The following is a 14360-nucleotide window of genomic DNA, read 5'->3' on the forward strand; positions in this document are numbered from 1 at the left end:
TTATAGAATGATGGTTTTCGGTTCTACATATTCTTCCAATCCATATGCGCCAAATTCCCTTCCGATACCTGACTGTTTAAATCCTCCGAAGGGCGCCAGTGGATCATGATGCAGCGTATTAATCAGCACCCGTCCTGCTGCAATTTTTCCTGCGATATCCCTTGCTGTCTTTTCGTTGGATGAGCTGATGTACGCCATCAGGCCGTATGTTGTATCATTAGCGATATCGATGGCTTCTTCGATTGTTTTGTAAGTCATCACCGACATTACCGGTCCGAATATTTCTTCGCTGGCGATTCGCATGTTCCGGGTAACGCCGGTGAACACGGTTGGTTGCACGAAGTTACCCGCTTCCAATCCTCTGGGATGTCCTGTACCGCCTGTCAGGAGTTCTGCACCCTGATCGATGCCCAGTTGAATATACTGCTGCACGCGATCGTATTGTTTCCTGCTCACGAGCGGGCCTATAGTCGTTGTTTTGTCCATAGGGTCGCCAACTTTCACGTTTGCCACCGCTGATTTCAGCAGGACTTTTACTCCTTCCAGCCTGGCTTCCGGTATCAGCAGCCTGGTGCCTGCGATGCATGCCTGCCCGTTGTTCATAAAGCAGGCGGCTACGGCCATCGGAATGGCGGTACTGAAATCGGCATCATCGAGGATGATATTGGCGGATTTGCCGCCGAGTTCCAGTGTAACCCGTTTCATGGTATCTACGGCGCCGCGTGCAATCATTTTTCCCACGGCTGTAGAGCCGGTGAAAGAGATCTTTGCGATACCGGGATGCCGCGTGATTTCGGCACCTACTACATTGCCCAGGCCATTGACGATATTGAATACTCCCGGCGGCAGTCCTGCTTCATGAAGCGCTTCTGCGACGATCTGCGTTTGAATGGCGCTCATTTCACTCGGCTTGATAACAGCAGTGCAACCTGCCGCGACAGCGGTAGCCAGTTTATTGCAAATATAGCTGGCATTCGCATTCCAGGGCGTAATAATTCCAACTACGCCCAATGGTTCCATGACCACATCCGAGGTGCCTGCTTTGCGGGTGAAGGAGAAATCTTCCAATACTTTTTTATAGTGAAGAAAGCTATCGGCGGCGAGTTGATTGCTGGCGAGGGCCCGTTGCGCAGGGGCGCCGTATTCGATGATGGAGGCTTCCACCAGGTCCGGCACTCTTTTCTGCATGGCGTCGTGTAGGCGTTGGAGGTAGTTGCTCCGTTGTTGCACCGTAGTTTTTGAAAAGATAGTAAAGGCGGCTTTTGCTGCGGCAACGGCCCTGTTTACATCCATTTCATCCCCCAGTGCTACTGTTCCTATTTGTTGATTGGTGCTGGGGTTGATGAGATCGAAGGTAGTGGCGCCATGTGGTGTTACGAAGGCGCCGTTGATATATATCTGGTCTATTGTTTTCATGTTACTCGGCTGTTTTTGTGGCGAATTTATCTGCTGCGGTTGTTCCGAAGAAGTCGACAGCATCATCGTGATCAGTGGAAGTACTAACGGGCAGCCACTTTTCAAATTCCGCTTGTCGCGCGGCATCCGCCTGTTTTAAAATCCCTGCGGCTTCGCTGCCCAGGATGAGATGCACAGGTGGGGCGGGATGGTTTGCCAGATCCACCATTACTTTGGCGGCTTTTTCAGGATCGCCTACCGGCACATAGTTTCCTTCGCGGAGATATTTTATCATCCAGCCAACGGTAGGTTCATAATCTTCGATGGGTGTTGCGAAGGTCATGGATGCGCCGCCCCAGTCGGTGCGGAATCCGCCTGGCTCTACAGATGTAACGAAGATGCCCAGCGGTGCTACTTCTTTGGCCAGGGCTTCGGTGAATCCGCCGAGGCCGAACTTAGCCGCCTGGTAGATGGTGAGACCGGGGTTTCCTACGCGGCCGCCTATGGAGCTGATCTGGAGGATGCGGCCCGCGCGTTGTTTACGCATGTGCGGAAGAACTGCCCTGGTGATAGCGATGGGTGCGTAGAGGTTTGTTTCCAGCTGGCTCCGTACCTGTTCTTCGGTGAAGGCTTCTGCGGCGCCGGTGATACCAAAGCCGGCATTGTTTACCAGCACATCAATTTTACCAAAGTGTGTGATGGCTGTATCTATTGCCTGTTGGATCTGTTGGTTGTTTGTTACATCGAGTTGTAGGGGAAGGAGCTGGCCGGGGTATTGTGCGGCGAGGTCATTTAATTGTGCGGGGGTGCGGGCGGCAGCGGCAACCTGATCGCCCTGGGCGAGCACTGCGGCTGTAAGACTGCGGCCGAGGCCCCGGGAGCTTCCTGTGATAAACCAAACTTTTGTCATGAGTATTGTTTTTTGTTTAGACAAAGGTCGGGTGGAAATTACTGCCGGATTTTGTTGCAGGGCTCAAATATAGTTTGCCAGGAAGCTCAGGTATTTCTTATTTTTTCCAGTACTGCGGCGCTGCCTTTTCCCAGTCGCCTTATTATTGTGATAGTTTCCGATACACTGATAGGCAGGTAACGGACATCCTGCTTCTCCCGGGCACAGATGGTACCAGAAGAGGGAGTGGGCGCCGAAGGAAAGAATATAGAGCAGTAGTGTTCTGTTTCATCTACCACAAAACAAATCACTTCATTACCATCTATCAGCACAGCAGCCGGCTTCCAGTTAGAAGCCTGGCTACTGGTAAGTTTGTCGGTGGATAGTGCCTGCAGATAAGAATATCCTGGAATATGTACCAGGATATCATCTTCCAGGATCCTTTTAAAACGGCGGGCAATGCCGGTGTGCATAAAGATCCCTGCCAGGAAACAAAGCAGCAGGAGAATGAGGATGGTTAGCAGCGTTTCTTTCCCGATGCCGGGGACCTGAACAGGTAGCTTGTGTGCAATGGGGACCACCACCCGCTTTATGAGGCTACCTGCTTTCACAATTACTGCTATCAGCACAAACAGGGGAATCAGTAACAACAACCCTCCTACAATGGTTATTTTTATATAGTGGAAGAAATTTTTCATTGTGCACCATCTTCTACCTGTACTACTTCATACTGGCTTTTGCCGTCGAGATTTACCGGCTGGTAATAAGTTTCTCCTACTTTGACGTAGGTTTGATCTCCTACTTTTACTTCTTCGCCACCGGCGGGCAGGTTTTGCACAACGGCTCCCGCAGGTGGAGATACAACGGTATACTTGCTGCCATCCTTCTCGTAATATGCTCCGCCGTAATAGTAGTTAGTAACATTATTTACCACTACCGGTTGCGCGCCTGAAGGCACCGTAGTGATAGTAGCTCCCACCGGCGCCTGTACAACAGTGTAGCCATTATTGGCCTGCTGATACCACACGCCCTGGTCATAATGATACTTTGCATTATTGATGCTCACGATGATAGCGGTAGTAGCCAGTGTGGCGATAAAGAATCCCCATGGATGCCATACTGGTCCCCAGGCATAGGGCCTGTAGGGGTGATAATAGTAAGGATGGTATGAATAATATCTTCGTCCGCCGTAAGCATATGGCGGTCTGCGGTAGGTGTTGATATTGTTGCGCCTTACGACCGTATTGCGATTGTTATGTACATTGATATCCCTGCTGTTATCGACATTGATATTTACGTTTCTGCGACTATTATTCACGCGGTTGCCAGAGTTATTGACACGGTTACCTGAGTTATTCCGGTTAATGTTATTCCGGTTAACGGTGTTGTTTTGCGGTCGATTGGCCGGTCGTGTTTGCTGCCGCGTGGGCCTTGCTGTTTGAGCGGGTCTTGCTGTTTGTGCAGGGCGGGTTCTGGCGGGTGCTTTCTGAGGTGTACGTGCGGGCCTGTTCCTTGCTGGTGCAGCTCCTCCCCGTCTCCTTTCCTGAGCAAGGCCCTCAAATGGTTGTATTGCAGTAAAGGAAATAAACAATAACCATATGGTAAAGTTCCTGATAGCTTTCATATGTGTGGTTTAATAATGAGGGAAATGTTATTTTCAGGGTACCGTCCTTTTATAACACCGGAAGTGATCAATTTGTTAACGAGGTTTTGCGGGGGGATGTAAATCAGGGAGAAGAACAGCTTCCCGTTTTCCCCCACCCTGAAATGGATGGAGGAAAGGGAGAGCCTACCACTTGATTGCGCGCCCATGCAACCGGAAGTGGCAAAGTGGGTGGTTGGTTGGGTTATTTAATGGATGAATGAAATTCTTATTCCATGCGATTGCCTCCTTCAATATATGGTATTGAATCAATGTCCTGTCAACCGGAAATAAATAATGAATGTAGCGACTACGGGATTTCGTTTTTTAACAGATAATGGATTTGTTGCTTTGATAATGTTTGGTAATTATTTAGCGCTTCGGGATCAAAATTAGGGGATTTGTTTTGAATTTTTAATTGATAATTATCAAGAAATAAAATTGATAAATATCAATAATCAGCGTTGATAAATGTCAATAAATGGCTTTTATTCTTGAGAAGGTTTCCTGTGTAATCCCCAGATAGGATGCTATATACTTTGAAGGAACTCTCTGCGCCAGATCGGGGTAATTCTGTATAAGAAATTCGTATTTTTCAAAAGCAGTTTGCTTTCTGATTGCCAACAACCGTTCTTCACTTTTACAATAGTAGTGTTCAGTAAGCTTCCTTCCAATGATATTAAACTCCAGGGAATTTGCATACAGCTCCATGAGGTCATCATATGTGATGTATATTAGTTCACAGCTTTCCAATGCCTCAATGGATTCATAGCTTTTAATTCTCCTAAAAAAAGACAAAACGGAAATGATAAAGTCATTCTCCATCATAAACCAACTGGTAATTTCCTCGTTATCCTTTTCATAATATGCTCTTAGTAATCCCTTAGATACAAAAAAGAGATTATCGCAAACATTTCCCTGCCATAATATCGTCTGTTTTCTTTTAAATTTTGCAAACTGCAGTTTGGCAGATATTTGTGATTTCAACTCCTCAGAAACAGGACCTAACTGTGATAATAAAGCGAATAAGGTATCCATTGTGGTTAGTTATTTTGAGGTAGCAATAATTTTAGTGTCTAAATATAATGAAAATTAAGTCAATACATATATTTGACATATATCAATTTTTTGAATAAAGGAAATAATTTAAATTGATAAGACCAAAATCAAGATCCTAATGAAACCTTTTTACTACTGTTTAGCTTTTCTCGTACTCATATCTGGCTGTAAAAGAAAGGACCTCGGATTTTCAAACAAAATTACTATTTCAGAGGCAAAGCAAAGCTACAACACTACAAAATTGACATTTGATTTGAAAAATTCTATTGGTTTGAATGATAGCCTTCCTAAAGACTTAAACTGGGAAGCTTGTTATGAAAGACAAATAAGTGGAGAATCTTGTTTGATATTAGACATTCACCCAACTTCTACCAGGCAAATCAAAAGCCAGGACAATAAGCATTCCTCTAATGTCGAAAGGTATCTTTTATTCCGCAAGAATAAGAGTGGGACTGTGGTTTTCGAGCTTGTAACATTTTTTGTCAATAGCGATGCACAAAACAGCCTGTCAATTCTCGTCTTTGATAATTCAGGAAGATTGTCAGGTAACTTTGTTTCGGACGGTGTCAAATTATTCCCCACAAATATGGATACCATTCGCTATCAAAATCACGTAACAAGAATGCCGGGAGGTTCTTTGTGCGTTGAAACGGATTGGTATACATGCTTGTCATTCAGGGGAGTAAGCTATGGATGTACTTACAATTATAGCACCCGTCAATGTGTAGATATACCGGACAATGGCGGTGGAGCGCCTATAAACAATCCTATTGACCCAATAGGTAGCGCCAATTTTGACTATAATTCCGTTCCAGCTATAAGGTTTACAAGATGGATGGTTGCACCGGCTACTGATCGACTAATCGCTGATCTTAAAAAATATTTCGGCTGCTTCAATATAAATAGTACTTCGACTTACAATATTACATTGTATGTAAAACAGCCTATCCCCAATTCCCGCGTCATTGTTTCCGATGGTTATGGAAATAAGTTGCCTAGCTCATTAGATCTCAATTCTTTGAGTGTAGGTCACACTTTCCTGGGATTTTCTCAATCTGGAGGTGTATCAACAACGGTTAGCCGATATGCAGGCTTTTACCCGTCAACAATGGTATCGCCTTTTCTACCTGAAACTCCTGGTGCCATTGCTGATAATTCCAATACTGCATATGATGTTTCCGTTACATTCAAGGTATCAGGTGCCCAATTTAAAACAGCAATGGAGCAATTTGCAGCAGCAACAAAAGGCAACTATAATTTAAACTGGAATAATTGTACGGATATTTGCATCTCTGCCTTAAATATCATCGGCTTAAATGTGCCTAAAACAATTGGTACATGGCCATTGGGACAAGGGGCCAACCCCGCAGATTTAGGCGAAGATCTCAGGCTATTTAACTCCACATCCATAGCACAAAAAAATCTCACAGGTGGGACATCTCCCTCCAATACTTTTCAGTGTAAATAATCACCACTATGAATAACATCATCTTATATCTTTTAGCATTTCTTTACTTCAATACAAATGAACAACAATGTGTCAATTGGAAGGAAGCCCGTACGTTCCATTTTTATAATTTACCCAGAAATGTCACCACAGAAAGAATTAAGTGGCCAGATATAGAAAAATTAAAACCAGTAAAAATAAACAATGCTGCACGAATTTTGAGTAATTCAGAATGTAAAGAACAAACAATGGCTATCTGGAAAGATGAATATTTGCTCATTGTAGAATTCAATGACGGCAAAAAGAGAAAATTCAAAGTAAGTGGGTACGGCGGCTTCTTATATGAGCCCGGAGGTAAATTCTACTTTGTTCAGGAAAAAGACAGAGACGAATGGCAGTCTGTTATACAAGCGTTAAAAGCCCAAGGTCTACCAGACAATTAAATTGATCGAAAACACACGCATATACTTCCAACATCAATAATCATCAACACATAAAATCTACACATTTACGATATAATCTTGTAATTTTATCGCTAAAAAAATATAGATTAACATGTTAGCCCTGTGTTATTCCACAAACAGAGAATAACAGAAAATAATCTCAAATGAAGAACCTCTTGTACCGGGTCAGCTTTTCTGCCATCACCCGGATGGTATTGGGTATCGCTCTTTTGTTCACAGACCAGTTGTCTGTAACGTTTAGATATCTTATTGTTGTCATTTTTTTATTACCGGTGATCAGGTATATTCTTCATGCGTGGCAGCAAACGGAAATGGACGTTTTTTTCGCCGGCTACCCGAAGCTGGGAGTAGTCAGCCATTTTTTTATCCTTGCCGGCATAGCAGTGTTGTATGTATTGGTGTTAGCACACGTACTTGAGATTTACACTACCTCCTATTTCTGGTGGATACTCATCATCATTGCACCTGCGATAGGCTGGTATCTTTTGTTTGGTAAGGATCCTGTTCCAACAGAAGTACATAAATATAACAAACGGGCATTGCTGCGAACATTGGCCTTTTACATCATTCCCTTTTTCTTTGCCCTTAATTATGCATTCGACTTCTCTACGCCCACGATTACAAGATATTACATCACCCGCAGCGATCATACTACTCATGTCTTTAACGATCCGGATATCAGCGAAATAGACATCTATTACTTTTACCTGTTGCCCGCGGAAAGTATGACCGGCCCCACGCGCTGGCAGACCGTTCCCGCAAATGACTACTATGGCGTTAAAGACTATGGTCCTTACAAAGGCAAGGATAGTGTAAACTACCTCGTAATGGATAAGTGGAAGGGACGTGACAGCGCAGCAGTGCCTTTCAGGGAGCGTTTCCAGCTCGAATTACTCCCTACAAATGTATTGCCTGTACGGCAAACTGTTCCCTTCAGCTTATACAAGCGGTTTAAAGATGGAGATTATCTGAATAAAGAAGAACACCGCGGCCTGTTTGGAATTCAATGGGTCAGCTATCATTAATTTGTACCCCTACTCCGCCTTCAACGACCTCACAGGATTCATCCTCGCGGCCTTTAGCGCCAGCACACCTACGGTAAGTAAAGCGATAATCACCGCCCCCAGTCCTGCCAGGCCAAATGTCCACCAATGGATATCCACCCGGTAGGCGAATCCATTCAGCCAGCGATGCATGCTCCACCAGCCCAGCGGTGTAGCTATCAGGATGGCAATTAATACCAGTTTAATAAAGTCGCCGGATAGCAGGCCAACGATACTCGTGATAGACGCACCCAGCACTTTGCGGATGCCGATTTCTTTCAGCCGTTTTTCGGTGGAGAAAGTGGCCAGGCCAAATAAACCAAGACAGGCAATGAATATAGTGAGTGTGCCAAAAGCCGCAAAGATTTCTCCGAAGCGGAGGTCTTTCAGATATTGTTCATTGAAAGCCTGGTCCAGGAAGCTGTATTTGAATGGCCTTTGTGGTTCCAGCTGATTCCATGTTTGTTCCAACGCTGAAATAGTCTTGTTTATCTCCGTTGTTTTAATGCGCAGGGAAAGCCTGTTCAATGCATCGGAGGGCGCCATTCTTAACGCCAGCGGCTCTACTTTTTTATGCAGCGACTGATAATTGAAATCTTTTACAACGCCGATAACGGTGCCTTTACGGCCCCATTGCTCAAAGTTCTTCCCGATAATTTCCTGCGGATTGGCATAGCCCCATTGTTTCGCAGCAGCTTCATTAATGATCATCGACTGCTCCAGGTCTGCCGGGAAATCACGGGAGTATGCCCTGCCTGCGGCCATCTTTATTTCATATGCCGGTATAAAATCTGCATCTATTTCATACAGCCCCGGACCAAAAGGCTGCATTTCACCACTGGGCGAAGCAATAACGGTATGTGCGTTGGGAAAAAATTCTCCTGGCACTGCACGGGAAGCTGTTATGGCTATCACCGCCGGATTATTGGCTAGTGTGGCCTTTACGGCTTCTATGTTCTTATTCACTTCATTATCGCCACCATAGTCAATTACCAGCATCTGGTCCTGCCGGAAACCCAGGTTATGCGACCGCAAGTGATCGAGCTGGGAAAACACGATGGCCGTACAGGCAATCAGTGCAATGGATAAAGTAAACTGGAATACCACCAGCCCCTTTCTCAGCTGGATACCCTTCCCTGAGGAATAAAATTTTCCTTTTAACACAAGGGCCGGCTTAAAACGCGACAGCACCAACGCCGGGTAAATACCGGCGGGAATCCCTACAAAAAAAGGCGCCAGTATTAAAACAGATATCATCTGCCACGACAGCAGGTCAACAAATGGCAACGGCTTTCCGGATATATTACGCACCATCGGCAATAAAATAAATACCATCGCAAATGCCAGCACAGTAGCCAACATGGAAATCACCACAGCTTCTACAAGGTATTGCAGAATTAAACTCTGCGGATGAGCACCCACAGCCTTTCGTACGCCGATCTCCTTTGCCCTTTCCATAGAACGCGCCGTAGTAAGATTAATGAAGTTGATAGCCGCAATGAAAAGAATGAAAGCGGCTACCAGCGAAAAAATATACACATTTGACAAACTCCCGGTAGCTCCGGGCTGCCGCATTGCCTCCGAACGCAGATAAGCGTTCTTCAACGGTTCAAAAGCAATAGCATAGTTGCTTTCATTGGGAATATGCCGTTTTAAGAATTCAGGCAACTTCCCTCGCATCATGTTGATGTCTGCATTTTCATTCAGTAAGAAATAAGTGTAGAAGTCAACATATCCCCATTCATTAAAGATCTCCGGCCTGAAGCGATAAAAAGTACTCATCGACAATAATCCGGAAAACGTAAAGTGAGAATTGGAAGGCACATCTTCCATCACACCCGTAACTGTTAAAGGATTATCCTGATCGGTTTTAAATACCTGCCCTACCGGGTTACTATCTCCAAAATATTTCTTTGCAGTACTCTCGGTTAGCACAATGCTGTTAGGCGCTTTTAACGCCGCTTCCCGGTTACCATATATCAGCTTCCAGCTGAAGATATCAAACATGGTAGAATCAGCGAATGTCAGGTTGCTTTCCTGGAACCGCTTATCGCCATGTTGCAGTAACAGGGTGATCGGACTGGTGAATCTGGCTGTCATTTTTATTTCCGGAAAATCTGCCTGTAAAGCCGGCGCTACTGGCGCATTGCCCCATACCTGGTATTCTCCCGGTGCTGGTGGGGGCAACTTCTGAGCAGATTTTTCGCGGTACGCATGCAGTACCCGGTAAATTTGATGGTAATTTTTATGATATTGGTCATACGACAATTCATCCTTCACATATAACACGATCAGGATACAACAGGCAATACCGACGGTCAGACCAATGATATTGATCAAAGAGTACATTTTACTCCTGGAAAGGCTCCGCCAGGCAATTTTAAAATAGTTGCTGATCATAATTGTAGGAATAACGACGATATATATTTAAATAGTTATACCTGGCGCCCAAAACGGATGCCACGTAGAAGAGCCAGTACCATAGCCAATTTTAAAAATCAACCGGCTCCTTTTTGTTCAAAAATGAACACTTTTCTTACAAAAATGAACATGGCGTCTCCATCCAATTGTTAATTTTCGCTGAACATAAGCCTGCTTAAATTGTTCATCCAGTTATTGGCAGTAATTTCGTACTAATCTGTTTGTACCAAAACACATGCATATGAAAACAATGCTCATCCTGACGGATTTTTCAGAAAATGCCTTCCGGGCTACAGAATATGCAGCGCAGCTGGTAAATCCCCTTCAAATCAGCCGGATCGTTTTGTATCATGCTTACCAAAGCACTATTATAGGTACTGATTTACCTGTAGCAAATACCACCAATGATCAGCAGATATATCTCGAAAGTATGGAAAACCTGGGCCTGCAACAGGATCGCCTGTCAGCGCTCGTAAAAAATGTAAGGATCGACCTGATGGCGGAAGATGTTTCACTTCCCGTACACATCAGCGGGCTTTGCAAGAGTGAAGAAATAGATATTGTGGTGATGGGTGTTTCCGGTCGTTCCGGGCTGGAGAAATTATTACTGGGCAGCACTACTTCCATGATGATCCAGGAAAGCAGCGTGCCGGTACTTATTGTTCCCAACAGCACGCTGATTGGTAAACCCATAAATTCTGTGGTATTTACTACCGACCTGAAAGACCATGCATCCATACCGGCGCATCAGCTGTATGAGTTCCTGGATGCCTTTCCCGGAGCCGCTGTGCAGGTCATCAACGTAGATAAATCAGCCGGTAACAGCTATACTGTAGAAACAAAAGAATCCATTACCAGTTTACATGAAATTTTTGACAAGTACAATGCAGCCTTCGATTATATTAATACAGATAATACGGTAGAAGGTATTTTATCATACGCCAATACCCACCATGCTTCCATGATCATTGTGGTGCCTAAAAAACTGGGCGCAGTAGCCTCTTTCTTCCATAGTAGCGTCTCCAAAAAGCTGGCGTACGATTCCAATATCCCGCTGTTGTCATTACCAGCCGTAAAGGCATAAAAAAGCTCCGGTTGTGGCCGGAGCTGCTAGTTGTTTCGTTTTCCCTACGCTGGCATTACCCAGATCAGGTGCTTGAGTATGATCTCAGATCTGTTTTACCAGACCACCCCATTCTGAAACATCTGATAATAAATGCCGAAAAATCGTGCCAGTGAAAAAGGACGGTTTTTAGCTATTTTTCTGGTAAAAATCTCTACAGGATGTAAAAAATACGCGCCACTGCTGTGACGAAAATCCCTGGTTATATGCACGAGCCTGGCTTAAATCAGCACTTTATTATCCACGGCGCATTTTATGAGCATCGCGGTATTCCGTGCATTGAATTTACCCAGCAGGTTCCGGCGATGACTATCTACCGTATCTGAACTGATAAACAGCTTCTCTGCAATTTCATGATTGGTATGACCGTTGGCAATGAGCCACAATACTTCCTTTTCCCTTTTGGTAATATGTAACGGCAGCAGGTCTTTTTTAAGCGACTGTTTTAATTCTGCCGATAGATAGGTGTGCCCGGAATATACGTCGTGTATTGCCCGCAGCAATTCTTCCTTATCGGCATTTTTCATCAGGCAACCGCTTGCGCCGCTGTCCAGCATCCCGGCAATGCCGCTGTCGTTTTTATGATAGCTCAATCCCAGTACCGCAATATCCGGGTACCGTTTTTTAATGCTGGCGCAGAGTTCTGCCCCACTGATATCAGGCAGCAGGGTATCCAGTAATACAACATCGGCAGTGTGCTGATCTAAGAAGTGAAGACAGGAAATTCCGTTCCTGGTTTCACCTGCTAAGTGAATATCTTTTTCCATACTGAGTAAAGATCGCAATCCTTCGAGTATCAATGGATGATCATCAACGAAATATAAACGGATCATGGTTTTTCTGTTTGCTGTAACGTCTGTATGCGATGGCATAAATAATATCGGGCGAACAACTGAAATGCTCATTTACTATGTATGTAATATAGTAAAAAAATCAAGACAAGTTTAATCTATCAGCATACATTCTCCCCATGCCGGTTTGATAGAGGTATCCGCAAAACTGATCAGCGACAGCCCGATGCCCGCAATACCTTCCAATACATTATGACTGTTAATATAATCGGGATGATGATAAAATTTATACCCGGCAGGTCCATCATCCCAGGTATTCATTTGCAGGGTATTTTGCAGCCAATAGCGGGAGGCATTCAATAAAGCGGTATCACCACCGGCCAGTCCGGCCTGTTGCAGGATATGGGCAATGCCTGCGCTGCCATGACATAAGCAACCGTCATGCACCGCGCCATTTTTTACATTCCGGTGTGTGGCAATGTGTTTAAACAGCTGTTGAGCTTCCTCCTGGTAATCGGTTCTATTTAAACGTTTGCCGGCTCCCTGCAATGTGATGGCAATACCAAGATCTCCATAGCACCATCCAAGCCTGCTGTGCGCGTCGCCCATTACTTTATTGGCGGCATTTACAATAGTAGGATAGCGTGAATGCGTGGCTTCTGCCGCGGTATTTTTTGTATGCAGCAACCATTGAACACTGTTGTTGATTAGCCTGCCGGCACGTTCCTTTGCAATCCCGTTTTCATAGCACCTCGCCAACACCGAGATGATGGCAGGAACACCATGTGCCAGTCCGAGGTTAAACAGGTCTTCATCAGGATGCTGCTGGCTTCTGCTGGAGAAATGATCTTTCCAGGCAATGCCGCCTGGTAACAGGATGGCGCTTTCTTCCAGGTGCGCCACGAGGTTTTCCAGTTGGGCAATTGCAGTGGCCGCCGGCAGCCGCTCCAGGAAATAAAGTGCTGTGCCAAGGCCATGATGCAGGAAATCATTTCTGCCTTCCGCTAACTCGGACGCCATAAAATCTGCTACCAGCAGATCGATGTCTGCAAAGGTATCTTCGGTATCATCGGCTTCAATAAATCCCATGGCGCCCAGGTGCTGAATACACCAGGATACGCCTGCAATTCCACTGCAGTGAGAACCATTCATGGGCTCTTCAGATAATGCCTGCAGGCATTTTTCTATGATGTAATGGACTTTGTCCAGGTGTTCTTCCTTACCGGTGAGCTGATAATAGTAGGCATAAAACAAGGCCACGCCGGTATATCCCCCCAGCAGGCTGGTATTGGTATCTTCCAGGATAAATGGGTCCAGCGCTGCGCAGATCCTTTGCAGCGCGGATGTAGCCTCTTGCTGTTGATCCATATAATAAATTGCCGTTATAAATATATAATGGCAAAACACGTATGCATACTGCAATACATGTTTTGCCATACAGTCAGGTTGCTGTGAAAATTATCGATCTGTACTGATCAGTAGCGACAAGAGTCGAGGCTGCAAATAGGAGCGCCCTGACTGATGTTGTCAGTACAAATCCGGAGCGAACACAGAACGGAACAGGTGCCGACGGTTGCCGCCATCTGTTGTCCTGTTGCATTGGAAAGACTGGCCACTTTTATTTTACCCAGACTGAGTTTTTTGCCTGATGTTTTTTTCATGACACAATTTTTTTAACAGTACAATGATGAAATTAGAAAATGCAGGAGTCTTCACTACATACAGGTGCACCCTGGCTAAGACAAGTGATCTTAACACTTGGAACACAGGCCAGTGATGGAATGAATTGAGCAGCTCCCCTGCTGTCATTATTGACTTTGCTGAGGTCGGCCACTTTAATTTTACCGAGACTCAGTTTCTTACCGGATTTTTTCATGGTTGTTCAGTTTAATTAGAAGCAAGGATCTTTGGAAATAGGTGGAGTACATTTCATAAACAGGCTGCAGCCGGTATATGTAGGTGCTTTACCATCGGCCTGTTCCTGGCTGCTGATACTGAGTTTAGCCACTTTTAATTTACCGAGGGCCAATTTCTTTACAGGTGTTTTTCTCATTTCGCAAATGTTTATGGTTGAAAAAATAAATAG

The 14360-nt window shown here is 44.9% G+C and carries 14 protein-coding genes; 4 read left to right on the forward strand and 10 right to left on the reverse strand.

From position 1 onward, the window contains the following. The 5 genes from ACLHR0_RS15710 to ACLHR0_RS15730 form a co-directional block, all read right to left on the reverse strand. Positions 1-1416: an aldehyde dehydrogenase family protein gene (locus tag ACLHR0_RS15710; protein WP_436487777.1), complete on the reverse strand. Its 1416-nt coding sequence runs from the start codon at positions 1414-1416 to the stop codon at positions 1-3. 1 nt (position 1417) lies between these two features. Continuing rightward, positions 1418-2305 carry an oxidoreductase gene (locus ACLHR0_RS15715; RefSeq protein WP_436487779.1) on the reverse strand — a complete coding sequence of 296 codons (888 nt, stop codon included), beginning with the start codon at positions 2303-2305 and terminating at the stop codon, positions 1418-1420. An 86-nt stretch (positions 2306-2391) separates the two neighbouring features. Continuing rightward, positions 2392-2982: a hypothetical protein gene (locus ACLHR0_RS15720; protein WP_429049054.1), complete on the reverse strand. Its 591-nt coding sequence runs from the start codon at positions 2980-2982 to the stop codon at positions 2392-2394. After that, complete coding sequence (locus tag ACLHR0_RS15725) at positions 2979-3908, reverse strand: DUF6515 family protein (protein ID WP_436487781.1); 930 nt, start codon at positions 3906-3908, stop codon at positions 2979-2981. The genes ACLHR0_RS15720 and ACLHR0_RS15725 overlap by 4 nt, the downstream gene beginning before the upstream one ends. A gap of 492 nt (positions 3909-4400) precedes the next feature. Next, positions 4401-4964 (reverse strand): Crp/Fnr family transcriptional regulator, encoded by a 564-nt coding sequence (locus ACLHR0_RS15730; RefSeq protein ID WP_436487783.1) that lies wholly within the window; start codon positions 4962-4964, stop codon positions 4401-4403. Positions 4965-5103: 139 nt separating this feature from the next. Between ACLHR0_RS15730 and ACLHR0_RS15735 the strand changes: the two genes are divergently transcribed. The 3 genes from ACLHR0_RS15735 (at position 5104) to ACLHR0_RS15745 (ending at position 7921) form a co-directional block, all read left to right on the forward strand. Next, complete coding sequence (locus ACLHR0_RS15735) at positions 5104-6453, forward strand: hypothetical protein (protein ID WP_436487785.1); 1350 nt, start codon at positions 5104-5106, stop codon at positions 6451-6453. An 8-nt stretch (positions 6454-6461) separates the two neighbouring features. Further along, entirely contained in the window at positions 6462-6875 is a 414-nt protein-coding gene (locus tag ACLHR0_RS15740) for a hypothetical protein (protein ID WP_436487787.1), read from the forward strand. A 164-nt stretch (positions 6876-7039) separates the two neighbouring features. Continuing rightward, positions 7040-7921, forward strand: coding sequence for a hypothetical protein (locus ACLHR0_RS15745; protein ID WP_436487789.1), 882 nt, complete (start codon positions 7040-7042; stop codon positions 7919-7921). A 9-nt stretch (positions 7922-7930) separates the two neighbouring features. Here the strand turns inward: ACLHR0_RS15745 and ACLHR0_RS15750 are convergent, their stop codons facing one another. Further along, on the reverse strand, positions 7931-10339 hold the full coding sequence (locus ACLHR0_RS15750; protein WP_436487791.1) for an ABC transporter permease: 2409 nt from the start codon (positions 10337-10339) through the stop codon (positions 7931-7933). A gap of 262 nt (positions 10340-10601) precedes the next feature. On the opposite strand from ACLHR0_RS15750, the gene ACLHR0_RS15755 reads away from it, so the two are divergent. After that, positions 10602-11444 carry a universal stress protein gene (locus ACLHR0_RS15755; RefSeq protein ID WP_436487793.1) on the forward strand — a complete coding sequence of 281 codons (843 nt, stop codon included), beginning with the start codon at positions 10602-10604 and terminating at the stop codon, positions 11442-11444. A gap of 260 nt (positions 11445-11704) precedes the next feature. Here ACLHR0_RS15755 and ACLHR0_RS15760 read toward each other — a convergent pair whose 3' ends face one another. The 4 genes from ACLHR0_RS15760 to ACLHR0_RS15775 form a co-directional block, all read right to left on the reverse strand. Beyond that, on the reverse strand, positions 11705-12316 hold the full coding sequence (locus ACLHR0_RS15760; protein WP_436487795.1) for a response regulator: 612 nt from the start codon (positions 12314-12316) through the stop codon (positions 11705-11707). A gap of 111 nt (positions 12317-12427) precedes the next feature. After that, positions 12428-13642, reverse strand: coding sequence for a lanthionine synthetase C family protein (locus ACLHR0_RS15765; RefSeq protein ID WP_436487797.1), 1215 nt, complete (start codon positions 13640-13642; stop codon positions 12428-12430). Between the two features lie 107 nt (positions 13643-13749). Further along, entirely contained in the window at positions 13750-13935 is a 186-nt protein-coding gene (locus ACLHR0_RS15770; RefSeq protein ID WP_429049067.1) for a hypothetical protein, read from the reverse strand. A gap of 230 nt (positions 13936-14165) precedes the next feature. Then, complete coding sequence (locus ACLHR0_RS15775; protein ID WP_159454461.1) at positions 14166-14327, reverse strand: hypothetical protein; 162 nt, start codon at positions 14325-14327, stop codon at positions 14166-14168. Positions 14328-14360 lie beyond the last annotated feature (33 nt).

The sequence above is a fragment of the Chitinophaga sp. ARDCPP14 genome (assembly GCF_051362515.1).
Taxonomy (GTDB): domain Bacteria; phylum Bacteroidota; class Bacteroidia; order Chitinophagales; family Chitinophagaceae; genus Chitinophaga.

Excerpts from the sequence above, each read along its gene's own strand:
- ACLHR0_RS15710 (WP_436487777.1), bottom strand. The coding sequence starts at position 1,416 with ATGAAAACAATAGACCAGATATATATCAACGGCGCCTTCGTAACACCA.
- ACLHR0_RS15715 (WP_436487779.1), bottom strand. The coding sequence starts at position 2,305 with ATGACAAAAGTTTGGTTTATCACAGGAAGCTCCCGGGGCCTCGGCCGC.
- ACLHR0_RS15720 (WP_429049054.1), bottom strand. The coding sequence starts at position 2,982 with ATGAAAAATTTCTTCCACTATATAAAAATAACCATTGTAGGAGGGTTG.
- ACLHR0_RS15725 (WP_436487781.1), bottom strand. The coding sequence starts at position 3,908 with ATGAAAGCTATCAGGAACTTTACCATATGGTTATTGTTTATTTCCTTT.
- ACLHR0_RS15730 (WP_436487783.1), bottom strand. The coding sequence starts at position 4,964 with ATGGATACCTTATTCGCTTTATTATCACAGTTAGGTCCTGTTTCTGAG.
- ACLHR0_RS15735 (WP_436487785.1), top strand. The coding sequence starts at position 5,104 with ATGAAACCTTTTTACTACTGTTTAGCTTTTCTCGTACTCATATCTGGC.
- ACLHR0_RS15740 (WP_436487787.1), top strand. The coding sequence starts at position 6,462 with ATGAATAACATCATCTTATATCTTTTAGCATTTCTTTACTTCAATACA.
- ACLHR0_RS15745 (WP_436487789.1), top strand. The coding sequence starts at position 7,040 with ATGAAGAACCTCTTGTACCGGGTCAGCTTTTCTGCCATCACCCGGATG.
- ACLHR0_RS15750 (WP_436487791.1), bottom strand. The coding sequence starts at position 10,339 with ATGATCAGCAACTATTTTAAAATTGCCTGGCGGAGCCTTTCCAGGAGT.
- ACLHR0_RS15755 (WP_436487793.1), top strand. The coding sequence starts at position 10,602 with ATGAAAACAATGCTCATCCTGACGGATTTTTCAGAAAATGCCTTCCGG.
- ACLHR0_RS15760 (WP_436487795.1), bottom strand. The coding sequence starts at position 12,316 with ATGATCCGTTTATATTTCGTTGATGATCATCCATTGATACTCGAAGGA.
- ACLHR0_RS15765 (WP_436487797.1), bottom strand. The coding sequence starts at position 13,642 with ATGGATCAACAGCAAGAGGCTACATCCGCGCTGCAAAGGATCTGCGCA.
- ACLHR0_RS15770 (WP_429049067.1), bottom strand. The coding sequence starts at position 13,935 with ATGAAAAAAACATCAGGCAAAAAACTCAGTCTGGGTAAAATAAAAGTG.
- ACLHR0_RS15775 (WP_159454461.1), bottom strand. The coding sequence starts at position 14,327 with ATGAGAAAAACACCTGTAAAGAAATTGGCCCTCGGTAAATTAAAAGTG.